A 26,174-nucleotide genomic window follows, 5' to 3' on the forward strand; every position below is an offset into this window, starting at 1 on the left:
CTCCTATGAACCGGCCGGCAATGCCAACTCTGCCAACCGCGCCCAGTAGCTGGCACCGATCGGCAGGATTTCGTCGTTGAAGTCGTAGCGCGGGTTATGAACCATGCAGCTGCCTTCGCCAGCGCCGTTGCCGATCCAGACGTAAGAGCCGGGCTTCTCGCGTAGCATCCAGGCGAAGTCTTCTGCGCCCATGCTGGGATTCACATTGCGCAGCACGTTGTCGGCACCGACTACAGTCGCGGCGGCCTGGGCGGCCAGTTCGGTTTCATCGGCGGTATTGATCGTCGGCGGATAACGCCGCTGATAATCGACCGTGGCAGTCGCGCCATGGGCAGCGGCGATGCCGGTGGCAATCTGCTTGAGCCGTGCCTCGATCATGTCCTGCACTTCGGGCAAAAAGGCGCGTGTCGTGCCGGCGATCATCGCCTCTTCCGGGATCACGTTGGTGGTATGGCCGGCCTCGATCTGGCAGCAGCTGACAACCGCACATTGCAGCGGATCCGTGTTGCGGGAGACGATCGACTGCAAAGCCAGCACGATTTCCGAAGCGATGACGACCGGGTCGACGCCACGATGAGGATAGGCGCCATGGGCACCGACGCCGCGCACCTTGATCCAGAACATGTCCGCCGACGCCATCATCGGCCCCACCCGGACCGCAAACTTGCCGACATCGATGCCCGGCATGTTGTGCATGCCGAACACCATCTCGCAGGGGAACTTCTCGAACAGCCCGTCGTCGATCATCACCTTGCCGCCCGCGAGGTTCTCTTCTGCCGGCTGGAAGATGAAGTGGATGGTACCGTCGAAATTCTTGGTCTTGGCCAGATACTGGGCCGCCCCAAGCAGCATGATGGTATGCCCGTCATGGCCACAGCCATGCATCTTGCCTTCGTGCTTGGACTTGTGGCTGAAGTCGTTCAGCTCAATCAGATCGAGCGCGTCCATATCCGCCCGCAAGCCGATGGCGCGATTGCCCTTCCCCGCCTTCAGGGTGCCCACCACGCCGGTCTTGGCCAGCCCCCGGTGGACCGGCATTCCGAACGATTCCAAGGTACGAGCAACGAAATCCGCAGTGCGATGCTCTTCGAAGGCGGTTTCAGGATGCATGTGCAAGTCGCGGCGCCACTCGGTCAGCTGGGCCTTGTTGGCGACGATCTCGTCAATCAGCTTCATCGGGTTCCCCGGTTACGGAAAAAAGTTGAAATGCCACGATAACCGATTGATTTTCTTGTTTCCACTCGCATAGGCGGGGATTGACTTAAGGGGGTTCCTGTGGTCTTGTCCGCCCGCGGACAGTGCGCAGAGGTGCGCTGCTGTTCATAGAACGCGGAAATCCATGGATTTTGCTGATTTAGGCTTGAGCGAGCCGGTTCTCAAGGCTGTCGCCGATGCCGGTTATGTAACGCCAACTCCCATCCAGGCACAGGCTATCCCTATCATATTGATGGGGCGCGATGTGCTGGGCACTGCGCAGACCGGTACGGGCAAGACCGCCAGCTTCACGCTGCCGCTGATCGACATCCTGGCCGGAGGCCGCGCCCGTGCCCGCATGCCACGCGCGCTGATCCTTGAGCCGACCCGAGAATTGGCCGACCAGGTCGCCCAGAGCTTCGACAAGTACGGCAAGAATTCGCCGCTCTCGATGGCCCTGCTGATCGGCGGCGTGAACTATTCCGAACAGGAAAAGCTGCTGGACCGCGGCGTGGATGTGCTGATCGCTACGCCGGGCCGCCTGATCGACCATTTCGAACGCGGCAAGGTCATGCTGACCGGCGTGCAGATCTTCGTCATCGACGAAGCCGACCGCATGCTGGACATGGGCTTCATGCCGGATATCGAGCGGATCGCGAAGATGCTTCCGCCGCTGCGCCAGACCCTGTTCTTCTCCGCCACCATGGCACCGGAGATGCGGAAACTGGCCGACAAGTTCCTGAGCAACCCCAAGGAAGTAGAGGTTGCCCGCCAAGCCACCACGGCTGAATCGATCACCCAGTTCCAGATCCACGTTTCGCACCGGCTGAAGCGGGAAGCCCTGCGCACCCTGCTGCGCAACGAAGACGTCAAAAACGCCATCATCTTCTGCAACCGCAAGCGCGACGTTGACATTCTGGCCAAGTCGCTGGCCCGCCATGGCTTCGACGCGGCGGCCTTGCATGGTGACATGGACCAGTCGGCGCGCACCGCGACCCTGGAGAAGTTCAAGAAGGGCGAGATCGGCCTGCTGGTCGCCTCAGACGTCGCGGCCCGCGGTCTGGACGTCCAGGGCTTGACCCATGTGTTCAATTTTGACGTTCCGACCCACCCGGAAGACTATGTGCATCGCATCGGCCGCACCGGCCGCGCGGGCATGGAAGGCCGGGCCTTTACCTTGGTGTCGGGTGAGGACGGCAAGTACATGCAGGCGATCACCCGGCTGATCGCCCGCGACATCCCGGTCATGGAACTGCAGGGTTTTACCCCTGACGAATCCGAGGCTTCTGACGTTCCCCCGGCAGACGAAAAGCGCAGCCGCCGTGGCCGCAAGGATCGTGGCGGACGAGAGCGGACTCCGAAGCGGGCCGACAAGCCGGCGGATGACCGGTTGACCGCCCCGGAAGCAAAGACGGCTGCCCCAGCCTCCAAGCCCGAGCCGCAGCGCAACGAATCGCGACGCCGCGACCGCCGGGAAGAGCGCCGGGAGGACCGCGAGCCGCCCGTGCGGGGCATGGGCGACCACGTTCCGAATTTCCTGCTGCGGCCGGCTCGCCGCACGGCGTCCTCCTAATTTCCGCGGCATCCACGACTGCCCTCTGGCCGGGCTATATGGCTTGGCCAGCGACAGGCACTTCGATTACAGTCGCCCGAAAGACTTACGGAGCCGGTGATGCAGACGATTTTCGTAATGGTGAAATGCGAACTCGGCCGCGCCTATGACGTTGCTGTGAAGGCCGTGGAAGACATCGAGCAGGTTTCCGAAGTCCATTCCATTTCAGGACAATACGACCTGATGATGAAGTGCTACCTCCCCGACGGGCAGGATATCGGTCATTTCGTTGTCAATAAGCTGCAGACCCTGCCCGGGGTGAAGGACACCTTCACGCTGATAACTTTCAAGGCGTTCAGCTAAATTTCCAGCCTCATCAGAGGCTTATCCAAACCGTAGCCGATATCGTAGCAGCACATTCGCCACGCCACTGCCACTTGCGTTCGTAGAGTCGGTGAAAGCTGATCTGCGGACCACGATTTGGTCACAATACAAGCACGCTTCACTCCCTAAGAGTTACCCCCACCGGCAGCGGGTACGCGCTCCGGTCAAAAAACGAAAAAACTGGTTCGTTTTCTCCGACTGGGGATGAGGTGCTGCAGAGGCAAATAATCCGCGGTTACGATCCGCCGCCCTCCAGACAACCATCATGCCCCGGCATATCCGCTCGGCGACGATGTCGTGGGAGAAGCTTTGGCGATGACTGTCATGTCGATGACCACTCCGTCCTGCCCTGACCTCTATTGGTTACCGGAGGCAGCCGATTTCGACGGCGCTTTACGCATGTTTCGGAATACCGAACTGTCGGGCGAGGAAAACTGGGTCACTCTACAGACGCTTGCCAATTATCGCCTGGATTTCATGCAGACGCGGCGGCTGGACCGCGTCGTCTCTGACAAGACAGGTTCACTACCGGGCAGCGTTCCACGACTTCGTCTCGCCATACTCGGCAGCAGCACGCTCGAACATCTCGCTCCCGCGATCCGCATCGGAGCCTTGCGGCGAGGGCTGCTCGTCGAGGTGCATGTGGCGCCTTTCGGCCAATGGCGGCAGCAGATTCTCGATCCGGCCTCCGCGCTTTATGCCTTTCAGCCCGATGCAGTCCTGCTGAGCCTCGACCATGCCGCACTGCTTCCCACGCTGCCGCTGAATGCGCCGCGTATAGATGTAGAGGCCGCGCTGGATGCGGCAGTCGATGAACTGGCGCAGCTCTGGCATCTGCTGCGTGACCGCGCCAAGGCCGTGGTGATTCAGCAGACACAATGGATCGTGGCGCCCTCGCTGTTTGGCCATTTCGAGCGCACCGTTCCCGCCGCGCCGGCCGCAATTGCCACGCAATTCGATGCGCGCCTTACCGTGCGGGCTGCCGAGGAAGGAGCTTTGCTGCTGGATCTCCGGCAGGCGACTTCCGGAATCGGTGCCGAGCAGATCGGCGATCCGATGCTGTGGCATCACGCCAAACAGACCATCTCGCCCATGGCTGCGCCCTGGGTCGGCGACCATATCGCCCGCATCCTGGCTGCACTGCGCGGCTTGTCCAAGAAGGTGGCGATCCTCGATCTCGACAACACGCTGTGGGGCGGCGTCATCGGCGATGACGGACTGGATGGGGTGGTGCTGGGCCAGGGCAGCGGCACCGGCGAAGCCTATCTGACCTTCCAGCACTACCTGAAGGCATTGCGCAGCCGCGGCGTGCTTCTCGCCGTCAGTTCGAAGAACGAGCAGGCCATAGCGGAAGCTGCCTTCGATCAGCATCCGGAAATGGTGCTGCGGCGGGACGACTTTGCCGCCTTTGAGGCGAATTGGAACGACAAGCCTTCAGCAGTGCGCCGTATTGCGAAGGATCTCGATTTGGGCCTCGATTCCTTCGTCTTCATCGACGACAACCCGGCTGAACGCGATCTCATGCGGCGTACGTTGCCTGCCGTCTCCGTGCCCGAACTGCCGGAAGCGCCAGAGCTTTATGCCAAGTGCATCGCCGATGCAGGCTATTTCGAGGCTGTGTCCTTCTCCCTGGAAGACACCAAGCGGAACGATCAATACGCAGCCAACCGCGAACGGAAGCGGCGGCAATTCTCCGCCACCAATATGGAAGACTTTTTGCGCGATCTGCAGATGGTACTGACCGTCAGCGCCTTCCGGCAAGCCGATCTGCCGCGCATCACTCAGCTCATCAACAAGACGAACCAGTTCAACCTGACCACCCGCCGCTATACCGAAGCAGAAGTTCGCGCCCTGATGGAGGATCCCTCGGTTCTTACCTATGCCTTCCGGCTGACAGATCGGTTCGGCGATAACGGCCTCACCAGCATCGTCATCGGACGCCGGGGGCCGGAACCAGGCAGCCTGGAACTGGATAGCTGGCTGATGAGCTGCCGCATCCTGGGACGCCGGGTCGAGAATGCCGTGCTGCAGGTGATTGTCGAGGATGCGAAGGTAGCCGGCATAACGCAACTGATCGGCCGCTACCGGCCAACGCCGAAGAACGGTCTGGTGAAAGACCACTACCCCAATCTTGGATTTTCGCTGCTTGAAGGTGCGACCGATCCTGGCGAAACCGCGTGGATTCTGCCTTTGGAGAATCTGTCATTGCCACCGGTCGATCACATCGCAGTCATGCGTGGGAGTTGATGATGGATAAACAGGAAATCTACGCCGCCTTGACTGACATCCTTCAGGATGTCTTCGACAATCCCGACATCGTTGCCACGCCGGATTTATCGGCCAGCGACGTTCCGGAATGGGACTCGTTCAATCACATCAACATCGTTGTCGCATCCGAGATGCGGTTCGGAATCAAGTTCAAGACCGCGGAGATCGAAAGCCTTCGCAATGTCGGCGACTTCGTTGAGCTGATCGCCAGCAAACGCATCGCCGCCTGACATCCGGGTCCATCATGCTGTTCAGCGAACCGGTCTTTCTGTTTGCGTTTCTGCCTATCGTACTCTGCGGCTTTTTGCTGATCGCCCGGTTCCGGCGGCCGCAATGGGTCATGCTCTGGCTGATCGCGGCTTCCTTTTTCTTCTATGGCTGGTGGCGGGTGGATTTCGTTCCGCTGTTGGCCATCTCGATCCTCGTCAATTACGTGATCGGCCTGGCATTGGGACGATGGCCGCAGCGCTGGCTGCTGATCCTCGGCATTTCGCTCAATCTGGCAGCGCTTGGCTGGTTCAAATACGCCGGCTTCTTTGCCGAAGCCATCAACGATCTGGCCGGTTTGGGTGTGCCCGTTCCTCAGATCGTCCTCCCGCTGGCGATTTCCTTTTACACCTTCCAGCAGATCGCCTTTCTGGTTGACGCACAGGCAGGAGCTGCGCGCGAGATCAGCCTACTGCGCTACACATTGTTTGTCTCATTTTTCCCGCAGCTGATTGCCGGTCCCATCGTTCATCATCGGGAGATCCTGCAGCAATTCCTTAATCCGAAAACCTTCACGCCGCAGACCGACAATCTGATTCTGGGGCTCACCGCCTTCTCGATCGGTCTGTTCAAGAAGGTCGTCATTGCTGATCCTCTGGCGCCGATTGCCGCCTTGGCCTTTGGCCCTGCCGCCGATGGCATTACGCCTGGTGCAATCGAGGCCTGGCTTGGTGCCGTCGCATTCTCGCTGCAAATGTATTTTGATTTTTCCGGCTATTCCGACATGGCCATCGGACTGGGACTCATGTTCGGTATCCGGCTGCCAGTGAATTTCTTTTCGCCGTACAAATCCTGCAGCATCATCGAATTCTGGTCGCGCTGGCATATGACGCTGACCCGTTTTCTCACGGCCTATATCTACAATCCCATCGTGATGTCCCTGACGCGCCGCCGTGTTGCGGCAGGCAAACCGCTGCTGCGCCGCTCCAAGCCCGCATTCGAGCCTTTCGTGGTCCTGGTGGCGGTGCCGACCTTCATTACCTTCTTTCTGTCGGGCATTTGGCACGGCGCGGGCTGGCAGTTCATCGCCTTCGGATTGCTGCACGCCTTCTACATGATCATCAACCATGGCTGGCGCGCGCTGCGGCAGCACTGGCGGTTTGACCTTGGCCCGGCCTGGCTGGGCCGCATCGCCGGCGTTGGCCTGACCTTTCTTGCCGTCACCCTCGCCCTGGTCTTCTTCAAGGCCAATAGCCTGGAGCATGCCTATACGGTTGTGAGGGGGATGATCGGTCTTGGCGATTATACGCAGATGATGCCGACCATTGGCGGCCGTGATGCCGCTGAGATGAGCATCCTCGAATATGTGCTCTGGCGCTTGGCCTCGCCGCAAGGCGCCTTGATCGCGGTGTCTCTGGGTATCGTGTGGCTGCTGCCCAACACTATTCAGTATCTCGAGATCATCCCAAAGGCGGCGGCCCGTCTCGCTTCGCTGGCAGATACCACGCGCTCGCTTCTGCCATCGCTCCGCTGGCAAACCGTTTTAGCGGCTCGGGGCGGCCTGGTGGAAGGCGGCATTATCGGCGCGCTTTTGGCGATAGCGCTGTTACGCGCTGCCTCGGTGGCACCGTCGGAGTTCCTCTACTTCACCTTTTAAAGGGGGAAGGCTCGGGTTTGCGCTAATCGCCTAGCGACGCGCGTTCGGGCTCCGGGGCGGCGCTATGCCGCTGCCAGCGGCCGGCGAGACTGTCATGTCGACTTTCGAGCCATACAATGTACTGCGCAGAATCAGGATCGACGCCACCCGGTCGCCCGCACCCGACAGATAGGTAAGCTGGCTGGTCTCGGCGCGCACCACCGCAACTTCCGACCAGCCGTGATTGGTCATCTCACGGCGGATGAAGTCGAACATGTCATCAGCCGAGGACCGCACACTGTAAGAAAGACGGCCGATCCACCGGTCACCCTCGCCTAGGATGATCGTCCTGTCGGCATCCAGGGAATAGCCTTCTGGCAAAGCGATGCCGGAAATTTGAGGCGGAGGACCGCCGCGGGAGGAGTTGTCGGTGGTTGCGCCTGAGCTGGCGAGATTCATGTTTTGGCATCCCGCGAGCACGAAGCCCGTCAGCGCCACTCCAAGCCAGCTTTTGGTAAGCCCCCGCAGAATCACACCCAACATCCCCCACTCGAATCACTTTGGGGTTATTTACCATACTTGATCCTGCAAGTCGCCTTCACATGTCTTGGGCTTGTCACCTCCACCCATATATTTTATACTTAAAATAATTGGCGGAGGGTCAGCGTGGCGGCAGTGCCCAGTCAGCACATCTCAACGGCAGCGGAACACATATCCCGTCCGACGCTGCACGGTCGCCATGTCCTCATCACCGGCGCCAGCAAAGGCATCGGCTGGGCGATCGCTCAAGCCTTCGCGGCCTGCGGCGCGACACTCAGCCTGACCGCCCGCGACCATACTCTTTTGGAAAAACGCCGCACACAACTGAGTGCAGATCATGATGCGGCCTGCTCGATCTTTCAGGCAGATCTGACTGATGCTGCTGCGGCTGCCGCCATGGTCTCCAAGGCTGCGGCACGGCATGGTCCCGTAGACATCCTCGTCAACAATGCAGGTTCGGGCCTCAGCCAGCCTTTTGCGAAGATGACGGACGCGCATTGGGGCGAGATGCTCGCCACCAACTTGACCAGCGTCTTTCAAGTTACGCGTGCTGCCATCGAAGGCATGCTGCAACGCAATGATGGCCGGATCATCAATATCGCCTCCACGGCAGGATTGACAGGATATGCCTATGTTGCTGCCTACTGCGCCGCCAAACATGGCGTGGTCGGCTTCACACGGGCCTTGGCGCGCGAATACGCCAAGACCGGCATCACCGTGAATGCTATCTGCCCCGGCTATGTCGATACCGACATGACCACCAACACCATCGAAACAATCGTGAGGAAAACTGGCCGCAGCGCCGAAGAAGCACAGGCGGAATTGGCCAGGAACAACCCGCAAGGCCGCCTGATCCAGCCGGAGGAAGTCGCTGAGACTGCGTTATGGCTGGCCAGTCCGGCTGCGAGATCAATCACCGGGCAGTGCATTGCCGTTGCCGGTGGAGAGGTCATGTCATGAGTGAAATACGTCAACCCTTGCCGGCAAATGACCGCGAGACAGCGGCCAGTCGCGACGACAAGCTGGAATTGCGGCTGTGGCTGCGCCTTCTGACCTGTTCCAGCCTGATCGAGCGGAATGTCCGGGCGTCGCTGCGGGAGAAATTCGACACCACCCTGCCCCGCTTTGATTTGCTGGCGCAGCTCGACCGTGCTCCGGATGGACTGACCATGAGCGAACTCAGCGCCCGCATGATGGTTTCCAACGGCAATATCACCGGACTGACGGATAGGCTGGTGGAAGAAGGCCTGGTCAAGCGCACGCAATCCGCCCGCGACCGGCGCAGCAGTCACGTCAGCCTTACCCCGGCCGGCAAGAAGGCCTTCGATGCGATGACGCCGGAACACGAGGGCTGGATTGACGAGATGATGGCGGGCCTCAGCCGCCAGGAGATGCAGCAGCTGTTCCAGCTGCTCGGCAAGCTCAAAGCCTCGGTCCTGCACAATGCCGCGGCGCATCATCAGGGAGAGGGAACGTGACCCTGGGCAAGAACTTCAAGCCGCAGCATTTCGGCTGGGCGGTTGATGGCAAAGTCGCCACCATCACGCTCAACCGGCCCGATCGCAAGAATCCCCTCACCTTCGCCTCTTATGCCGAACTGCGCGACACCTTCTGTGCACTCAATCATGTCAGCGACGTCAAGACCGTCGTGATCACCGGCGAAGGCGGCAACTTCTGCTCCGGCGGCGACGTGCATGAAATCATTGGCCCGCTGGTGAAGATGAAGGATGCCGGCGACATGCAGGGCCTGCTCGCATTCACCCGCATGACCGGCGATCTGGTCAAGGCCATGCGCCACTGCCCGCAACCCATCATTGCGGCGGTCGATGGCGTCTGCGCTGGCGCCGGCGCTATTCTTGCCATGGCCTCAGATCTGCGCCTTGCCACGCCCCGCACCAAGACGGCGTTCCTGTTCGTTCGCGTCGGTCTGGCTGGCGCCGATATGGGCGCGTGCAACATCCTGCCGCGCATCATCGGTTCCGGCCGTGCCGCCGAACTGCTTTATACCGGCCGCAGCATGAGCGCAGAGGAAGGCGAACGCTGGGGCTTCTACAACCGCCTCGTTGCACCTGAGCAGGTACTGGCCGAAGCACTGGCGCTGGCAAAGGAACTGGCGGATGGCCCGACTTTCGCTCATCGTATCACCAAGACCTGCCTGCATCAGGAATGGTCGATGGATCTGGATGCCGCCATCGAAGCGGAAGCCCAAGCGCAGGCCATTTGCATGCAAACGCAGGATTTTGCCCGCGCCTACCACGCTTTTGTGGCGAAGCAGAAACCGGTCTTCGAGGGGAATTGAGATGCCGGACCGCAGCTATCTGGCCTGGCCCTTCTTCGAAGATCGCCACCGCGATCTTTCAAGCCGGCTTTGGACCTGGGCTAGGAAGCATGCTGCGCATCACGACGAGAGTGATGATATCGATGCCACCTGCCGCCAGTTCGTGCGCCAGCTTGGTCAGGATGGCTTTCTGGGCCTGACGGTGCCAAAGGATGGCGGCGGGCTTTATGACAGGCTGGATGTGCGCAGCCTAGCGCTGGCGCGTGAAATCCTCGCCTATCATCACGGGCTGGCGGATTTCAGTTTTGTTATGCAGGGCCTTGGCTCGGGTCCGATCAGCCTGTTCGGCACGCCAGAGCAGAAACAACGCTGGCTGCCCGGTGTTGCCAAAGGCGAGAAGATTGCGGCCCTGTCCATGTCGGAACCCGAGGCCGGCTCGGATGTCGCTAATATCAGCACCGTCGCCGTGCCGGATGGGCAGGGCTACCGCCTCAATGGCGTGAAGACCTGGATCTCCAATGGCGGCATCGCCGACCAGTATACGGTGATCGCGCGCCTGGGCGATACACCCGGTGCGAAGGGCCTTGCCGTATTCGTAGTGGAGGCCGGAACACCGGGCTTCAGCGTTCCTGAACGGATCGACGTGATCGCGCCGCATCCGCTCGGCCGCCTCGAATTCAAGGATTGCGCCGTGCCTGCCGGCAACCTGATCGGTAAGCCCGGCGAAGGCTTCAAGATCGCCATGAGCAATCTGGATGTCTTCCGCTCCACGGTGGGTGCTGCTGCTCTGGGCTTCGCGCGCCGCGCTTTGGACGAGGCGCTGCATCGCGTGCATGAACGCAAAGTCTTCAACCAGAAACTCGCCGACTATCAACTCACCCAGGCCAAGATCGCCGACATGGCAACCGAGATCGATGCCGCGGCCCTGCTGATCTATCGTGCCGCCTGGACCAAGGACATGGGAGCTACCCGCGTCACCCGCGAGGCATCCATGGCCAAGATGTATGCCACCGAGGCCGCTCAACGCGTCATCGACGCCGCCGTGCAACTCTGGGGCGGCCTCGGCGTAACCAAGGGCTACATGGTGGAAAGTCTGTATCGCGAGATACGCGCGCTCCGCATCTACGAAGGCACTACCGAGATCAACAAGCTGGTGATCGCCGGGCAGACCTACGCAGCCTATGCAGCGGAAGAAACAGCGAAGGCAGCCGGATGAAACTGCTTGAGCCGCTCACCATCAACGGGCTGACGCTGCCGAACCGGGTGGCGGTCCCAGCGATGGTGACGCGGCTCTCGGGCGAGGATGGCTTCGTCAACCAGGCGATCATCGACCGCTACGTCCGCTATGCCCAGGGCGAAGTTGGCCTGATCGTTGTGGAAGCCACCGCCATCCACGGTAACAAATCCGGTCCCTTGCTGCGGCTGTCATCGGATGAATTCATTCCCGGCCATCGGGAACTGGTCAGGCAGGTGCATGGTGCATCCGACAGCAAGGTCGTACCGCAGATCATCCATTTCCTGAAAGTCGCCCGGTCCGGCTGGCGCCAGACCATCGACAGCCTGACCACGGCAGAGATCGATCGCATCATCCGGCAGTTCGGCGAAGCAGCCGCCCGCGCCCGTGACGCCGGCTATGACGGCGTCGAATTGCATTCGGCGCATGCCTATACCCTGTCATCCTTCCTCTCCCGTCGCAATCCGCGCCGCGACGAATATGACGGCCGTACCCTGGAAGGCAGGCTGGCGATATTCGGCAAGGTCATGGCCAGCGTACGTCGGCAGGTTGGTACGGACTGGCCGGTCGGCGTGCGTTACCTAGCCGAGGAAGCCATCAAGGAGGGCTACACGGTTGAGGAAGCCAAGCTGATTGCATTGCGCATGGCTCAGCTTGGCGTCGACTACATCTCGCTGTCGGTCGGCGGCAAGTTCGAAGATGCCGTCCATCGCGCGGGTCAGCCGCTTTATCCCTACACCGGCTACTCCGGCGACCGCTGCATGCCCGGCGACTGGTATCCGCCGCTGCCGCACGCGCATCTGGCGGCTGCCGTGAAACAGTTCATCAATGCCAAGGGCTTCCATGTGCCGGTGATCTCGGTCGGCAAGATCAGCGATCCGGCCGATGCCGAGCACCTGCTGCAGACCGGCCAAGCCGACATGATCGGCATGGCGCGGCAATTGCTGGCCGATCCCGATTGGCCGAAAAAGCTGCGCGAGGACCGCACTGATCAGATCGTGCGCTGCATCTACTGCAATGTCTGCAAGCAGCTCGATGAGAATTTCAAGGAAGTAACCTGTTTCCTCTGGCCCAAGGGCCTGCGGCAAGCACCACCCGATGCGACCGACGGCGCAGGCCCCGCATGGCCCGAAGGCGGCGCAGGACTTGTCCTGAAAGCAGAAAAGGGGCAGGTAAAACTGACCTGGCAAGCGGCTGTGCCGGGTGCGGCGCCGATTGCCGGCTACAACATCTACCGGGCCGAGGATGACGGCCGCGCACGCGTTACTGAAGCCGTCAAATCAACGAAGCACACCGACAAGGTCGTCCTTGGCGGCCTGCGCTACACCTATTACGTCCGTGGCCATGATGCTGCCGGGCGTGCAACGCCGCCGTCAGATGCGGTGCGTATCGACCTCCCCATTCCGTCTGCCGAACCCGCCGATTCATCCTCTCAGATGTCATCCGACGAGGTGCATCATGCATAGGTTCGAACCTTCCGCGCATGTCGATACTTTTGCCCGCGATCACCTGCCGCCACAGGATCATTGGCCGACGATGCTGTGGGACAGCCTGCCGGAACTGAAGGCTTATCCGAAACGGCTCAACTGCGCGCGTGAACTGCTCGACAAGCAGACTGAGAAATACAGCAACCGTCCGGTCATCTATTACAATGACGAAGTCTGGACGTATCAGAAGCTTCTGGAAACTGCCAATCGCATCGCCCATGTCCTGGTCGATGACCTCGGCGTGCAGCCCGGCAACCGCGTTCTGCTGCGCGCGCCCAACAATCCGATGTATGTCGCCTGCTGGTTCGCAGTGATGAAGGTCGGCGCCATCGCCGTCGCTACCATGCCGCTCTATCGCTGGCGCGAACTGACCTTCATGGCTGACAAGGCGGAGATCAAGATCGCGCTCTGCGACTGGCGGCTGCGTGAGGAGATGGAGACGACGCTGAAAGAGTCAACACATTTGCAGCGCTGCATCTATTTCCATGCCGAAGGTCCGGACTCGCTGGAGGCCCGCATGGCCACTAAGCCGGTGCATTTCGAAACCGTCGATACAGCCTGGGACGATGTCTGTATGATCGCGTTCACCTCCGGCACCACCGGTCCGGCCAAAGGCTGCATGCATTTCCACCGCGATGTCATGGCGATCTGCGATACCTTCAGCCGCTATGTGCTGAAGCCGAATGCCGACGACATCTTTACCGGTTCGCCGCCGATTGCCTTCACCTTCGGCCTCGGCGCCCTGGTCACCTTTCCCATGCATGCCGGCGCCTCGACCGTACTGGTCGAGCTGTACAATCCGCAGAAGATGCTGGAAACGATCCAGGCCAAGAAGGTCAGCGTGCTGTTCACGGCGCCGACCGCCTACCGCGCCATGACGGATATGACGAAGAATTATGACATCTCTTCGCTCAAGAAATGCGTCTCAGCGGGTGAGACCTTGCCGCTGCCGACCTGGCTGGGCTGGTACAATGCCACCGGCATCAAAATCATCGACGGTCTCGGCTCTACCGAGATGCTGCATATCTTCGTCACCTCCGCCGGCGATGACATCCGCCCCGGGGCAACCGGCAAGCCGATCCCTGGCTTCGAGGCACGCGTGGTCGATGACGAGGGCAATCCGGTGCCGCCCGGGGTGATCGGCAAGCTGGCGGTGCGTGGCCCCACCGGCTGCCGCTATCTCGATAATCCCGAGCGGCAAAATGCCTATGTCCGCGATGGCTGGAACTACACCGGCGATGCCTACAAATGCGATGAGGACGGATATTTCTGGTACCAGGCACGCACCGACGACATGATCGTCTCAGCGGGCTACAACATCTCCGGGCCAGAGGTGGAATCCGTGCTCATGCTGCACCCCTTGGTGCAGGAATGCGCCGTCGTCGGCGCACCGGATCCCGAACGCGGACAGGTGGTGAAAGCCTTTGTCGTGCTGCGCGATCAGACGAAGGCCTGTCCCGAGACGGTAAAAATCCTGCAGGATTTCGTTAAGGCAGAAATTGCGCCGTACAAATACCCGCGCACGGTGGAATTCATTGCCGCCTTACCCCGAACCCAGACAGGAAAAGTGCAGCGTTTCCTGCTGCGGCAGCAGGCTTAGCGGTTGTGCATGATACTGCTTGCGAGTCGATAATCATGCACTATACTGCACAAAACGATGGGGGAGTGATCATCATACGGAGGAGGCAACCTCCGCCTCTAAGTACCCAGACTATAAAGAGTTTGCGCAGTTACGCGGTCTCTGCCTTGCTTTACCCGAGCGCAGGCAGAGGCGCTTAAAGTGTATGCTGTTCAGTCAGGGCAGGCAGGCAGACATCCGTGATGGAGGCTGACTGCAAAACAGGGAGAGGAAATCCACAATGAAGATGTCGACGCTGCTTCGAGTGACCGGCGCCTTGGCCGTATCCGCATTGGCTTTGACCGCCGCGGATCACGCCGCCGCGCAAGCCAAGAAGATCAAGATCGGTTTCGTCACCACGCTGTCGGGTCCGAATGCGGCCTATGGCATCGATATGCGCAACAGCTTCGAGCTGGCGCTCGATCATATGGGCCGCAAGATGGGCGGCATCCCGGTTGAGGTGATCTACGAAGACGACGAGCAGAAGCCTGAAGTCGGCAAGCAGAAGACCGACAAGCTGCTGCAGCGTGATCGCGTCGACTTCATGGCCGGCTATATCTGGTCCAACGTGCTGTTGGCCTCCTACAAGCCGGTCGTCGATTCCAAGACCTTCCTGATCAGCGCCAATGCCGGCCCGTCGCAGCTCGCCGGCGAGCAATGCAATCCCTATTTCTTCGCCGCCTCCTGGGCCAATGAGCAGAATCCGATGGGCGTCGGTCATCTGCTGAACCAGAAGAACGTCAAGCGGCTCTATATCGTCGCACCCAATTACGCAGCCGGCCAGGACATGGCCAACGGCGTCAAGGCCACCTTCAAGGGCGAAGTGGTCGGCCAGGACATGACCCGCTGGCCCGATCAGCTCGACTTCTCTGCTGAGATTTCCAAAATCCGCGCCACCAAGCCCGACGCCGTCTACATCTTCTTCCCCGGCCGCGCGGGCGTTCAGTTCTATACCCAGTACAGCCAGGCCAATCTGAAGAAGGAAATTCCGCTCTATTCGGTGTTCACCGTCGACGGCGTGACACTGAAGCTGCAGAAGGACCTGGTGCTGGACACCTATTTCGGCCTGTTCTGGGCGCCTGATCTGCCCTATGCCGCCAACCAGAAATTCGTAACCGACTACAAGAAGAAGCATAAGGACACGCCCACCTTCTACGGCGCACAGTCCTATGACGTGGCGAACCTCATCGCCTCGGCGGTGGCCGCGACCAAGGGCAACCTGAAGGACAAGGAAGGCCTGCGCAAAGCGCTCGAAGCCGCCAACTTCGACTCCGTCCGTGGCCCGATGAAGTTCAACAAGAACCACTTCCCGATCCACGCGATCTATCAGCAGGAAGCCTATAAGGTTTCCGAGAACGAGTACGATATTCGCACGATCAGCAAGATCATCGACAACCTGGAAGATCCCAGCGCGCCGAAGTGCAAGATGTAATCATCGGGTCATCGCCCCAATCCACGGGGCGTCAGGAGGCCACAGCCGCTTGACGCCCCGTTTCATTACCCGCAGCCTTTTTTTCTTCATGACGCTTCTCCTCATCGAGCAATTCCTCAACGGCCTGCAGATCGGCCTTCTGCTTTTCCTGCTCGCCGCCGGGCTGACGCTCGTTTTCGGCATCATGGATCTGGTCAATCTGGCACATGGCTCCCTTTACATGATGGGCGCCTTCTTCGCTGCCACGCTGACGGAATGGACCGGCAGCTTCCTGCTCGGCGCGTTGCTTGCGCTGCCCGCCACGGCGCTGCTTGGGATCGTCGTTGAAGTGATTGCGCTGCGGAATCTCTATACCCGCGATCACCTCGATCACGTGCTCGCCACCTTCGGCCTCATTCTCTTCTTCAACGAATTGGCTCGTATATTGTTCGGTGTCGGGGGTATGGCGATTCCGTTGCCAGACTCGCTGCTCACTCATTTCGAAGTCCTGCCCGGCCTGCCCTATCCGACCTACCGTTTCCTGATCATCGTGGTCGGCCTGCTTTGCGCCGTGTTTCTGTATGTGCTGGTGCAGAAAACGCGGCTTGGAATGCTGATCCGTGCCGGCGCCACGAATCGCGAAATGGTCGGCGCCTTGGGCATCGATATCAAGCTGCTCTTCACTCTGGTTTTCGGTCTTGGAGCGGCACTGGCTGCGCTGGCCGGTCTGATGGCAGCGCCGATCACCACGGTGCAGATCGGCATGGGCGACAACATCCTGATCCTGGCGCTGGTCGTCATCGTGATCGGCGGTATCGGCTCGATCCGCGGCGCCTTTATTGCTGCCGTGATGATCGGTCTGGTCGACACGATGGGCCGCGCCTTCCTGCCGAACATGCTGGGTACCGTCCTCAGCCCGGCCGATGCAGGCACAGTGGCCGAGGCGCTATCCTCGATGCTGATCTATATCCTGATGTCCGGTGTGCTGGTGCTGCGTCCCGCCGGTCTGTTCCCCGCCCCCGGCCGCTGAGGAGCCGCGTCGATGTCTTCGCTCCTCCGCCTGAAATCGCCGATCACCACGATCGCCGGCAGCATTCTGCTTGTCCTGCTTGGTCTCGTTCCGGTCTTCGCGATGCTGCTGGATGATCCGTTCATGCTGACGCTGTTCACTCGCATCGTCATCATGGCAATCGCCGCCGTCAGCCTGAATCTGATCCTCGGCTATGGCGGGATGGTCAGCTTCGGCCATGCCGCCTATATCGGCGTTGGCGGTTACGCGATCGGCATCCTGGCTCATCACGGCATTACCGAGGCCTGGATCCAATGGCCGGTGGCGCTGATCGGCTCGGCTCTGGTTGCCTTGCTGATTGGCCTGTTGTCGCTGCGCACCAAGGGCATCTTCTTCATCATGCTTACGCTGGCCCTGGCGCAGCTTGTCTACTATCTCGGCAATGGCGCCTATGCCTATGGCGGCGATGACGGCCTGACGATCCTGCAGCGCACGGATTTCGGCGGCCTGCTCGATCTGAACGACAAGGAAACGCTATACTACCTCTGCTGGGTTCTGCTGGTCATAGTCTTATGGCTGACCTACCGGGTGGTGAATTCGCGCTTCGGCATGGTGCTGCAAGGCGCTAAGTCGAACGACCGCCGCATGGCGACGCTCGGTTTTCCGGTCTTCCGTTATCGCCTTACGGCCTTTGTTATTTCAGGCACCATCTGTGGTCTGGCCGGCATCCTCACTGCCACCTATACCGATTTCATCAGCCCCGCGATGATGCATTGGACGCGCTCTGGCGATTTGATCGTCATGGTCGTGCTGGGCGGCATGGGCAGCCTTTTCGGCCCGCTTTTCGGCGCCGTTACTTTCCTCATGCTGGAGGAAATCCTTTCCAGTTGGACGGAATACTGGAAGATCGTCTTCGGTCCGATCCTGCTACTGGTGGTTCTCTTCGCGCGCGGCGGTATCGACGGCGCCATGGTGCGCGGCGCTGCCGGTTATGCGCTGACCGGCCTGATCACGCTCTTCCTCATCTATGTCGTCCATTATCTGTGGTACGATGACTGGATTCCTGCAGCCGTTGTGCTTGCCGGGGCGGCCGCAGCCATTCTTGCGATCTGGTATCGCCAGCGGCGCGAAGCTGTGGCTATTGCCAGTGCCGGAGGCGATCATGCTTGAGCCGGTGCTCAAGGTCGAAGGCCTGGTCAAGCGTTTCGGCGGCCTAGTCGCCACCGACAACCTCAATCTCGACATCCGCGAAGGCGAAGTGCATGCGGTGATCGGCCCCAATGGCGCCGGCAAGACCACGATGATCAGCCAGTTGATCGGCGAGTTGCGGCCCGATGCCGGCAGCATCCGTTTTCTTGGTCAGGACATCACTCATCTGCCGGTGCATGCGCGCTCGCATCTCGGTATCGCGCGCTCGTTCCAGATCACATCCATTTTTCTGAATTTTACCACGCTGGAAAATATCATGCTGGCGGTGCAGGCTCATGACGGCCATTCCTTCCGTTTCTGGAAGGATGCCCGCAGCGATCCTCGCCTGCGCGAGCCGGCGATGGCTGCCCTGGAACAGGTCGGCCTCGCCCATCGCGCCGAAACCGTGGCCAGCGTCCTGAGTCATGGCGAGCATCGGCAGCTTGAAATCGCCATGGCCTTGGCAACCCGGCCGAAGCTTCTGCTGCTCGACGAGCCAATGGCCGGCATGGGACCCGAGGATTCCGCGCGGATGGTAACCTTGCTGCGCCAGATCAAGGGCAGCATCACCATGCTGCTGATCGAGCATGATATGGATGCCGTCTTCGCGCTGGCCGACCGCATCACTGTGCTGGTTTATGGCCGAGGCATCGCCACCGGCGAGCCGGACGAGATCCGGCGGAACGAGCAGGTCCGCCAGGCCTATCTCGGCGATGAGGCGTAAGGAGCGCATATGGCCAGTCTGCTCGACGTCGAGAATATCAACACCTTCTATGGTCGCAGCCAGGTGCTGTTCGGCATGAGCCTGTGCATCAATCCGGGCGAAGTGGTCACCCTGATGGGCCGCAATGGCATGGGCAAGACCACCACAATCCGCTCGATCATGGGGCTCACGCCTGCCGCCACCGGCCATATCCGTTTTCGGGATGCCGATATCCGCGGCTTGCCCGCCTATCGCGTTGCCAAGATCGGCGTCGGCCTGGTGCCGGAAGGGCGGCAGATCTTCCCCAACCTGTCGGTCCGCGAAAATCTGATCGCAACGGCTGCCAACCGCCGCCATGCCGAACAGCCCTGGACCTATGAGCGGGTAATCGAGCTCTTCCCCCGCCTGGCCGAGCGTGCCAGTAACATGGGCAATCAGCTTTCGGGCGGCGAACAGCAGATGCTGGCGATAGGCCGGGCCCTGATGACCAACCCGCATCTGCTGATCCTGGATGAGGCAACTGAGGGCTTGGCCCCATTGATCCGACAGGAAATCTGGTTCTGCCTCGAACGTCTGAAGCAGGCCGGACAGTCCATCCTGGTTGTGGATAAAAATGTCGACGCGCTAACACGTCTGGCCGACCGCCATTACGTCATTGAAAAAGGCCGGGTTGTCTGGGAAGGCGATTCCAACGCCCTGCTGGCCGCGCCCGAAATCCAGCGCCGCTATCTCGGCATCTGATTTTTTCAGACGACCATTGCCAGCCGCGCGGCTTGGCCGCAAAGTGGAGATCGGCGGGGCGTGCCCGACAGGGGGGTACGCCGTCCTGGGGGATGCGTGGATGTATCACGACGATCTGCACCAAGCTGCGGAATTCGCCCATGCGGCGGTGGCCAGCATGGCGCGCTTCTCCATTCCGCCAACGCCAGTCAATTTTACCATCTGGTACGAATATCACGCGGGCCGCGACCCGGCTTTGAGTCACGCCATCGACGCGCTGCTTGCCAGCAATAGGCCGTTTACGCCCGAAGTCACGCTGCAGCTTTACGAGGAGTTCCTTAATCCTGCCCGCATGCTGCGCGCGTCGCGCGAAACCACCGAGAAACTGCAGGAAGCCATGGATGAACTGCGCGCCTATATCGGCGCAGCCGAGCAGGATACCCGCACCTATGGCGACAAGCTGGAGCATTTTTCCGACAAGCTCGATAACCACCCGGCCGCGCCTTCGATGGGCGCGCTGGTCAGTGCGATGCTGCAGGAAACCCGCGTGATGCAGCAGCGCAACCAGTCGCTGGAAGAACGTCTGGCTGAAACGACGGCGGAAGTGCAGATGCTGCGCGAGCATTTCGAGCAGGCTCGCCGTGAAGCCCTGTCGGACTCGCTCACCGGTCTCGCCAACCGGAAGAATTTCGAGCAGACATTGACGCTGCTGGCCAAGGCCGCGCAGGACAGCCACGAGCCGCTGTCGCTCATGCTGCTCGACATCGATCATTTCAAGCAGTTCAACGACCGCCATGGACACCAGACCGGCGATACTGTGCTGCAGCTCGTCGCGCGCACACTCAGCGACAATGTCAAAGGCCAGGATCTGGCGGCCCGTTATGGCGGCGAGGAATTCGCGCTGCTGCTGCCGCGCACCCGCGCCGATCAAGCCGTGAAGCTGGGCGACAATCTGCGCATGCTGATCGCCGGACGCAAACTGGTGAAACGGCATACCGGGGAAGAACTTGGCCGCATCACGATCTCTGCAGGCGTCGCCGAGTATCGTACCGGCGAAGCGCTCAGCAGCCTCGTGCAGCGCGCCGACGCCGCGCTCTACGAGGCCAAGCGCCGAGGCCGCAATTGCGTGGTTGCCGCAACGGAAGCCGCGTCCGACATGGCCACCGAAGCGGTTCTACCGAACTGAAAAATCGGCTAGCGTTCTCCCAGACACGGGAGAGAAACGCATGTCCTATAAAACGCTGCTGGTCGACAAACGCGACGGCGTCGCTACCATCACTTTGAACCGGCCAGAACGGCTTAACGCGCTCAGTCCAGAACTGATGCAGGAATTGCTCTCCGCACTGGAAGACATCGATGCCGATGCGACAATCCGCTGCCTGATGCTGACCGGTGCCGGGCGCGGCTTCTGCTCAGGCGCTGATCTCGCTTCAGGCGATCTGACCAAGGATGGCGCTCTGCCCGACCTCGGTGCCGCCCTGCACGAGCGCTATCACCCGGTCATCCGCAAGCTTGACGGTTTTCGCATGCCGGTCGTCTGTGCCATCAATGGGCCCGCCGCCGGCGCCGGCATGAGCCTCGCGTTGACCGGCGATATCGTCATCGCCGCCAGATCCGCCAGCTTCCTGCAGGCCTTCGCCAATATCGGCCTGGTACCCGATGCTGGCAGCACCTATTTCCTGCCGCGCCTCGTTGGGTCCGCGCGCGCGCTCGGCCTCACCATGCTAGGCGAGCCCCTGCCCGCCGAAAAGGCGGCCGAATGGGGCCTGATCTGGAAATGCGTGGACGACAACGTGCTGATGGAGGAAGCCGGCAAGATCGCTGCGAAGTTCGCTAACGGTCCAACCATCGGCTTGGGACAGATCCGCAAGATCATGCGTCAATCCGCCAATGCAACGCTGAACGAGCAACTTGAGATCGAGCGCGAGGCGCAGCGTATCGCTGGCCGCACCCGCGACTTCATCGAGGGTGTTATGGCCTTCCTGCAGAAACGTCCGGCAAAATTCACGGGGCAATGAAGACACCGCAGGAGATCGCGGAAGCAGTCGGCAAGGTCGCGGCGGAACGCGACCTTGCGGCCCGCAAGCTTGGTGTGGAATTGCTGGAAATGGGTCCTGGCCGTGCCGTGCTGCGCATGACGGTGCAGCCCGACATGGTTAACAGCCATGGCACCTGCCATGGCGGCATCATCTTCACCCTCGCCGATTCAGCCTTCGGCTATGCCTGCAATTCCTTCAACCGCAGCACGGTGGCGCAGCATGCCAGCATCGAATTCCTGCGCCCGGTGCAGCCCGGCACGGTTCTGACGGCAACCGCCGAATTGCGCTCTACCACCGGCCGCAGCAGCATCTATGACATGACCGTCTGCGACGCTGAGGGCAATATGGTCGCGCTGTTCCGTGGCCTGGCGCGGACGGTGCAAGGCGAGCCCATTCCGGGCCTGGGGTGAGGAGGAAGCCATGGGAAAGCTCAATACCAATCCCAATCTTGCCGACCCGGATGCCTTCTATGCCGCACTGGTGAAAATGACCGAAGGTTTGGACGACCGCGCCGCCCAAGTGGCGATGTCCAAGCTGGTGCTGCTGCTCGCCAACCATATCGGCGATGAAGAAATCCTGAAGGAAGCGATTGCCATTGCCCGCGGCAGGGCTCGGAACAAGGCCGCTTAAGTCCTATCGCCGACGTCTGGCCGCCCCCAGCGTGATTCGCCGCGAGGATGGCGGCACGGCAGCCTTGGCGGCTTTTGCCACGGCGAGCGCCGTCTTCGCCCAGACCAGCGCCTCGTCGGCATCGTCCACCAGTTCGGGAGGCATCTGCCAATAGCTCATGGCCACCGGCTTGCCCTTGCCGTCATAAACGAACTGACCGCAGCCGCGCGCCTCGAAGGCCTTGCGGCTTTCCGCATCCGCCTTGAGGTAGATGGTGTCCTCGTCGATCAGGCCGAACATCACGCCGCGCGAATAGATCCCCGCCCCGCCGAACATGCGGCGGATGCTGACGCCACCCAGAGGCGCGAACAGTTCCTGGACGAAGGTGACGAATTCGGGACTCGCGGTCATGGCCGCGAGACTAGCCGAAGCGCTGCGCGATGCAATCGTGACGAACAAACCTTCTGATACAAATCAATGGCTCCCTGCCGTTTGGCGGGATCGAGCGAACCGGCTATCCTGCCTGCGTTTGAATAAGAACGGATCCCAGACCGGCGGCGACGGAATCTCGGCATGATGGCGTATCTCTATGTGGCGGCGGGCGGCGCCTTGGGCAGCGTCGCCCGATACTGGATGGCTGGCACCGTCGATACACGCCTGCAAGCCCTGTTTCCCGGTGCGGTTTTCCCTTGGGGTACGCTGACGGTGAATGTCCTGGGCTCGCTGATCATCGGCATCCTGGCCGGCCTGCAGGGGGTCACCGATTCCGCCCGCCTGTTCCTGATGGTCGGCATCTGCGGCGGCTTCACCACCTTCTCGTCCTTCAGCCTGCAGACCCTTGGTCTCATCCGCGAAGGATTGCTGCTGCGCGCCGGCAGCAATATCGCGCTCTCAGTGCTGCTCTGCCTGATCGCCGCCTGGGCCGGGCTGGCATTGATGCAGGCCCTAGGCCGAACCGCCTAGGTCCAGGCGTTCAGCACTGCCTCAGTGCTGGCGATCTCCACCTGCTGCTTCAGCCTGGCATGGTAGAAGGCGATCAGGGCATCGTGGGTTTCATCCTGGGAACTGCATAGCGCATCCCGCACCAGGATGACGCGATAGCCATGATCGATGGCGGCCAGTACGGTGGACAGGACGCAGATGTCGGTCTCGGCGCCGCTCACCACCAAGGTGTCGATGTTACGCACCCTCAGATGGTCGATCAACAGATGCCCGGTGAAGGCGGAATAGACCGGCTTGTCGATCACCACCGCCGGCGGCACGAAATGGCCTAACGGCGGCATTAGCTCGAACAACCGCGGATCGGCCCGGCGCATCCAGTCCTGCCATTCGCCATGATACAGCCGCCACATGCCCGGCATGCTTTGTGGATCGGGCGGGGTGACAAAGCGGGTAAAGACCGTATCGGACGGGCTGCGTTCGATCAGCGGGATCAGGCGCGGTAGGATGCGCTCAGCCCAGGGCGCATGCCAAGGCGTATCCTCGGCCAGCAGGGCCTGCATATCGATGCAGAGATGAAGGGTGGAAGGCCCCAGCGGGCCATGGCGCAGTCCGGTTTCGGTCATCTGCTTCGCTGTCGATGATGGCTCATCAACGGGCAAAGCAGTGCCTTGGTTCCGGCTGTTATTGCTCGACGAACGCCTTCTCGATCACGTAGTGGCCGGCGCCGGTCGTGCTGCCTTCCTGCCAGCCCATCTCGTCCAGCATGCCCCGCATCTCGGCCAGCATGGCCGGGCTGCCGCACAGCATCAGACGGTCGTTGTTGATGTCCAGCTTGGGCAGGCCAAGATCGCTGAACAGCTTGCCATTGCGGATCAGGTCGGTAACGCGGCCCTGGTTCTTGTACGGCTCGCGCGTCACCGTCGGATAATACAGCAGCTTCTGCTTCACTTCCTCGCCGAAGAACTCGTTCTCCGGCAGCTCCTTGGTGATGAACTGCTCATAGGCCAGTTCGGCCACCGTGCGCACGCCATGCACCAGCACGACACGCTCGTAGCGTTCATAGGCCTCTGGGTCCTTGATGATCGACATGAACGGCGCGAGGCCGGTGCCGGTGCCGAGCAGATACAGCGTCTTGCCCGGCAGCAGATTGTCCTGCAGCAGCGTGCCGGTCGCCTTCTTGCCGACAATGATCTTGTCGCCGACCTTAATATGCTGCAACCGCGAGGTCAGCGGGCCGTTAGGCACCTTGATCGAGAGGAATTCGAGGAACTCCTCGTAATTGGCGCTGACCATCGAATAGGCGCGCAGCAGCGGCTTGTTGTCGACGATTAGGCCGATCATCGCAAACTGACCGTTGATGAAGCGGAAACTGGCATCGCGGGTGGTGCGGAACGTAAACAGCGTGTCCGTCCAATGGTGGACGTAGGTCACGGTTTCTTCGCGCAGATTACCACCTGGCTTGAGCAGCGGATGCGACGGTGCCGCGGCATCGGTCGCGGGCAGAACGGGGGCGGCAGCTGAATTCGTCATGGGCTCGGCTCGACTTCGTCTGGGGGCAGCTGAAAAATTCTGCGCGGACCGGAATGTTCGGCCAAATCATATGTACACATATAATCTATCCGCCGCGCCTTGGAAAGATGGAGATTCGGCATTCTCCACAGAAAATCAACCCTTTCACAAGAATAACAACTTTAGACTGTTCATAAGTTACTTCCGGCATTTCCGCGCCTCTTCCGCCCATCGCTCCAGGCTGGCCGCGTCCGGAACATTGGAGGCGCTCAGCGTTTCTAGAAAAACCGCCAAATCGCGGATCGATGCCTCGTCCAGCCGCAACGGCCGTAGAATCGCTTCGCCGTCGACATGTAGCCGATCTTCATCCAATTCGGAGTAATGGCGAATGACCTCGATCAAAGTTGCCTTGCTTCCATCATGCATATAGGGAGCGGTGTGACGCAGGTTACGAAGGCTCGGGGTTTTGAATTCCCCCCAATTGCGATGCAGCAGCGCTACATGCCGCACGGTGAAGCCTGAATCGGGATCGTCGCTATATCGCGACAGCCGGTTATACGGATTGGCGCGCACGCGCTTGATCCCCTCGTAACGGCCTGGATCGGGCCGGCCATTCTGCATGAAATATGGCAGGCCGGTATCGTGGAACTCGCCGTTGCTGAATGACGGTCCGGTGTGGCAGGCGGCGCAGGCGCTATCCAAGAAAATCTTCAGACCTCGTTTTGCAGCCTCCGGATAAGGCGCGTTCTCACCGCGCGCCAATGCGTCGCGGTAATCGTCAAAGGGCGTGCGGCCGCTGGTCAGCGTTTCCTGGAAGGCGGCGATGGCCTTGGCGCCCAGCACCATGACGGCCTCGTCCACCAAATGCTGCGGCGCAGTGCCCGCTACCTTCTCGAACTGACATGTAAGCGCCGCGTCGCTGCGGATCGTGGCTGCTACACGTTCGGCGCTGCTCGCCATTTCGCGCTCATCCAGGATCGGGCGGATCGACGCTGCCCAGAGGCTGTCACTCGCGCCATCCCAGCCGAACCAGCGGCTCAGATGCGCATTCATGACGCTGGGCGCATTGCGGTCGAGCTGCTGCATGCCTTTGCTGCGCGCCAGTCCGTCGCCCCAGCCCTTCTGCGGCTGATGACAGGAGATGCAGGCAATACCGCCGGGCGACAGGCGCGTCTCACTGAACAGGGCGGCGCCGAGCGCGATCGCCGCAGGATTGCCGGAAAGACGATTGCTGGAATCGCGCGCAGCCTCTGGCGGCCAGGGGCCGAAGCTGAGAATCTGCTCACGCTCCGCCTCCGTCCAGGCCTGCGCCGAGACCGGCAACAGCACCAAGAAGATCAGCAGCAGGCCCCTCATTTTACGACGATACGATGCGTGATGCGTTCGCTGCGGCCGTCCATGAAACGCAGATCGAAGACGAATTCCCACTCGCCGGGCATATGGAACAGCAAGCCTTCGGCGCGGAAGCCATTCTTCGTTTTGATCACCTTGGGGTGGTAGTTCATGCCATGCCTATGTGCCGGCATGACCGCATCCACGGTCAGCCTTTCCGGGGCGGCGTTGCAGGGCACGATCTGTAGCGCGAATGGCTTTCCCATTGGGATCGGTGAAGGTACGGGCGTCACCGCCAGCGATCCGGCGTGCAT

At 60.9% G+C, this 26,174-nt stretch carries 28 protein-coding genes; 21 read left to right on the forward strand and 7 right to left on the reverse strand.

Going from position 1 to position 26,174, the window contains the following annotated elements; all coding sequences use genetic code 11:
- Nucleotides 1-3: 3 nt before the first annotated feature.
- A complete protein-coding gene (locus Q0603_RS13905) occupies nt 4-1,176 on the reverse strand; it encodes a M20 aminoacylase family protein (protein WP_298726668.1) in 1,173 nt (390 codons plus the stop codon).
- A gap of 184 nt (nt 1,177-1,360) precedes the next feature.
- On the opposite strand from Q0603_RS13905, the gene Q0603_RS13910 reads away from it, so the two are divergent.
- The 5 genes from Q0603_RS13910 (at nt 1,361) to Q0603_RS13930 (ending at nt 7,262) form a co-directional block, all read left to right on the forward strand.
- The gene (locus tag Q0603_RS13910; protein WP_366132742.1) at nt 1,361-2,767 is read left to right on the forward strand and encodes a DEAD/DEAH box helicase; all 1,407 of its coding nucleotides are present in this window, start codon (nt 1,361-1,363) and stop codon (nt 2,765-2,767) included.
- Nucleotides 2,768-2,866: 99 nt separating this feature from the next.
- Nucleotides 2,867-3,109, forward strand: coding sequence for an Lrp/AsnC ligand binding domain-containing protein (locus tag Q0603_RS13915; RefSeq protein ID WP_298726672.1), 243 nt, complete (start codon nt 2,867-2,869; stop codon nt 3,107-3,109).
- Nucleotides 3,110-3,454: 345 nt separating this feature from the next.
- The gene (locus Q0603_RS13920) at nt 3,455-5,377 is read left to right on the forward strand and encodes an HAD-IIIC family phosphatase (protein WP_298726674.1); all 1,923 of its coding nucleotides are present in this window, start codon (nt 3,455-3,457) and stop codon (nt 5,375-5,377) included.
- Between the two features lie 2 nt (nt 5,378-5,379).
- Nucleotides 5,380-5,628: an acyl carrier protein gene (locus Q0603_RS13925; RefSeq protein WP_298726676.1), complete on the forward strand. Its 249-nt coding sequence runs from the start codon at nt 5,380-5,382 to the stop codon at nt 5,626-5,628.
- A gap of 14 nt (nt 5,629-5,642) precedes the next feature.
- Nucleotides 5,643-7,262, forward strand: coding sequence for an MBOAT family O-acyltransferase (locus Q0603_RS13930; RefSeq protein ID WP_298726678.1), 1,620 nt, complete (start codon nt 5,643-5,645; stop codon nt 7,260-7,262).
- Between the two features lie 30 nt (nt 7,263-7,292).
- On the opposite strand, the gene Q0603_RS13935 is transcribed toward Q0603_RS13930, so the two are convergent.
- Nucleotides 7,293-7,700, reverse strand: a complete 408-nt coding sequence (locus Q0603_RS13935; protein ID WP_298726680.1) for a hypothetical protein — start codon at nt 7,698-7,700, stop codon at nt 7,293-7,295.
- A 207-nt stretch (nt 7,701-7,907) separates the two neighbouring features.
- Between Q0603_RS13935 and Q0603_RS13940 the strand changes: the two genes are divergently transcribed.
- From Q0603_RS13940 to Q0603_RS14010, 15 genes are all read left to right on the forward strand, one after another.
- Entirely contained in the window at nt 7,908-8,741 is an 834-nt protein-coding gene (locus tag Q0603_RS13940; protein ID WP_298726683.1) for an SDR family NAD(P)-dependent oxidoreductase, read from the forward strand.
- Entirely contained in the window at nt 8,738-9,259 is a 522-nt protein-coding gene (locus Q0603_RS13945) for a MarR family transcriptional regulator (protein WP_298726685.1), read from the forward strand. The genes Q0603_RS13940 and Q0603_RS13945 overlap by 4 nt, the downstream gene beginning before the upstream one ends.
- A complete protein-coding gene (locus Q0603_RS13950) occupies nt 9,256-10,080 on the forward strand; it encodes an enoyl-CoA hydratase family protein (protein ID WP_298726686.1) in 825 nt (274 codons plus the stop codon). The genes Q0603_RS13945 and Q0603_RS13950 overlap by 4 nt, the downstream gene beginning before the upstream one ends.
- Before the next feature lies 1 nt (nt 10,081).
- The gene (locus Q0603_RS13955) at nt 10,082-11,275 is read left to right on the forward strand and encodes an acyl-CoA dehydrogenase family protein (RefSeq protein WP_298726687.1); all 1,194 of its coding nucleotides are present in this window, start codon (nt 10,082-10,084) and stop codon (nt 11,273-11,275) included.
- Nucleotides 11,272-12,759, forward strand: coding sequence for an NADH:flavin oxidoreductase (locus tag Q0603_RS13960; protein ID WP_298726689.1), 1,488 nt, complete (start codon nt 11,272-11,274; stop codon nt 12,757-12,759). Before Q0603_RS13955 ends, Q0603_RS13960 begins: the two co-directional genes overlap by 4 nt.
- The gene (locus tag Q0603_RS13965) at nt 12,752-14,380 is read left to right on the forward strand and encodes an AMP-binding protein (RefSeq protein WP_298726692.1); all 1,629 of its coding nucleotides are present in this window, start codon (nt 12,752-12,754) and stop codon (nt 14,378-14,380) included. The genes Q0603_RS13960 and Q0603_RS13965 overlap by 8 nt, the downstream gene beginning before the upstream one ends.
- Before the next feature lie 259 nt (nt 14,381-14,639).
- Nucleotides 14,640-15,830 (forward strand): ABC transporter substrate-binding protein, encoded by a 1,191-nt coding sequence (locus Q0603_RS13970; protein ID WP_298726694.1) that lies wholly within the window; start codon nt 14,640-14,642, stop codon nt 15,828-15,830.
- An 88-nt stretch (nt 15,831-15,918) separates the two neighbouring features.
- Entirely contained in the window at nt 15,919-16,839 is a 921-nt protein-coding gene (locus Q0603_RS13975; protein ID WP_298726696.1) for a branched-chain amino acid ABC transporter permease, read from the forward strand.
- A 12-nt stretch (nt 16,840-16,851) separates the two neighbouring features.
- Nucleotides 16,852-17,988: a branched-chain amino acid ABC transporter permease gene (locus tag Q0603_RS13980; RefSeq protein WP_298726698.1), complete on the forward strand. Its 1,137-nt coding sequence runs from the start codon at nt 16,852-16,854 to the stop codon at nt 17,986-17,988.
- A complete protein-coding gene (locus tag Q0603_RS13985; RefSeq protein WP_298726700.1) occupies nt 17,981-18,730 on the forward strand; it encodes an ABC transporter ATP-binding protein in 750 nt (249 codons plus the stop codon). Before Q0603_RS13980 ends, Q0603_RS13985 begins: the two co-directional genes overlap by 8 nt.
- A 9-nt stretch (nt 18,731-18,739) precedes the next feature.
- Nucleotides 18,740-19,450, forward strand: coding sequence for an ABC transporter ATP-binding protein (locus Q0603_RS13990; RefSeq protein WP_298726701.1), 711 nt, complete (start codon nt 18,740-18,742; stop codon nt 19,448-19,450).
- 100 nt (nt 19,451-19,550) lie between these two features.
- Entirely contained in the window at nt 19,551-20,615 is a 1,065-nt protein-coding gene (locus Q0603_RS13995) for a GGDEF domain-containing protein (RefSeq protein WP_298726703.1), read from the forward strand.
- A gap of 40 nt (nt 20,616-20,655) precedes the next feature.
- Nucleotides 20,656-21,447 (forward strand): enoyl-CoA hydratase-related protein, encoded by a 792-nt coding sequence (locus tag Q0603_RS14000; protein ID WP_298726705.1) that lies wholly within the window; start codon nt 20,656-20,658, stop codon nt 21,445-21,447.
- Nucleotides 21,444-21,878 (forward strand): hydroxyphenylacetyl-CoA thioesterase PaaI, encoded by a 435-nt coding sequence (gene paaI, locus Q0603_RS14005; RefSeq protein ID WP_298726707.1) that lies wholly within the window; start codon nt 21,444-21,446, stop codon nt 21,876-21,878. Before Q0603_RS14000 ends, paaI begins: the two co-directional genes overlap by 4 nt.
- A 10-nt stretch (nt 21,879-21,888) precedes the next feature.
- A complete protein-coding gene (locus Q0603_RS14010; RefSeq protein ID WP_298726709.1) occupies nt 21,889-22,098 on the forward strand; it encodes a DUF2783 domain-containing protein in 210 nt (69 codons plus the stop codon).
- Between the two features lie 3 nt (nt 22,099-22,101).
- Here Q0603_RS14010 and Q0603_RS14015 read toward each other — a convergent pair whose 3' ends face one another.
- Nucleotides 22,102-22,488, reverse strand: a complete 387-nt coding sequence (locus Q0603_RS14015) for a TfoX/Sxy family protein (protein WP_298726711.1) — start codon at nt 22,486-22,488, stop codon at nt 22,102-22,104.
- A 165-nt stretch (nt 22,489-22,653) separates the two neighbouring features.
- Here Q0603_RS14015 and crcB point away from each other — a divergent pair, with 165 nt between their 5' ends.
- Nucleotides 22,654-23,040: a fluoride efflux transporter CrcB gene (gene crcB, locus Q0603_RS14020; RefSeq protein ID WP_298726743.1), complete on the forward strand. Its 387-nt coding sequence runs from the start codon at nt 22,654-22,656 to the stop codon at nt 23,038-23,040.
- Here the strand turns inward: crcB and Q0603_RS14025 are convergent.
- From Q0603_RS14025 to Q0603_RS14040, 4 genes are all read right to left on the reverse strand, one after another.
- Entirely contained in the window at nt 23,037-23,642 is a 606-nt protein-coding gene (locus tag Q0603_RS14025; RefSeq protein ID WP_298726713.1) for a cysteine hydrolase, read from the reverse strand. The genes crcB and Q0603_RS14025 overlap by 4 nt on opposite strands.
- A gap of 58 nt (nt 23,643-23,700) precedes the next feature.
- Nucleotides 23,701-24,549: a ferredoxin--NADP reductase gene (locus Q0603_RS14030; protein ID WP_298726715.1), complete on the reverse strand. Its 849-nt coding sequence runs from the start codon at nt 24,547-24,549 to the stop codon at nt 23,701-23,703.
- Nucleotides 24,550-24,726: 177 nt separating this feature from the next.
- Nucleotides 24,727-25,884 (reverse strand): cytochrome c peroxidase, encoded by a 1,158-nt coding sequence (locus tag Q0603_RS14035; protein WP_298726717.1) that lies wholly within the window; start codon nt 25,882-25,884, stop codon nt 24,727-24,729.
- On the reverse strand, nt 25,881-26,054 hold the full coding sequence (locus tag Q0603_RS14040) for a hypothetical protein (protein WP_298726719.1): 174 nt from the start codon (nt 26,052-26,054) through the stop codon (nt 25,881-25,883). Before Q0603_RS14040 ends, Q0603_RS14035 begins: the two co-directional genes overlap by 4 nt.
- Between the last annotated feature and the right edge of the window lie 120 nt (nt 26,055-26,174).

Source organism: uncultured Ferrovibrio sp. (assembly GCF_937960835.1).
Lineage (GTDB): Bacteria > Pseudomonadota > Alphaproteobacteria > Ferrovibrionales > Ferrovibrionaceae > Ferrovibrio.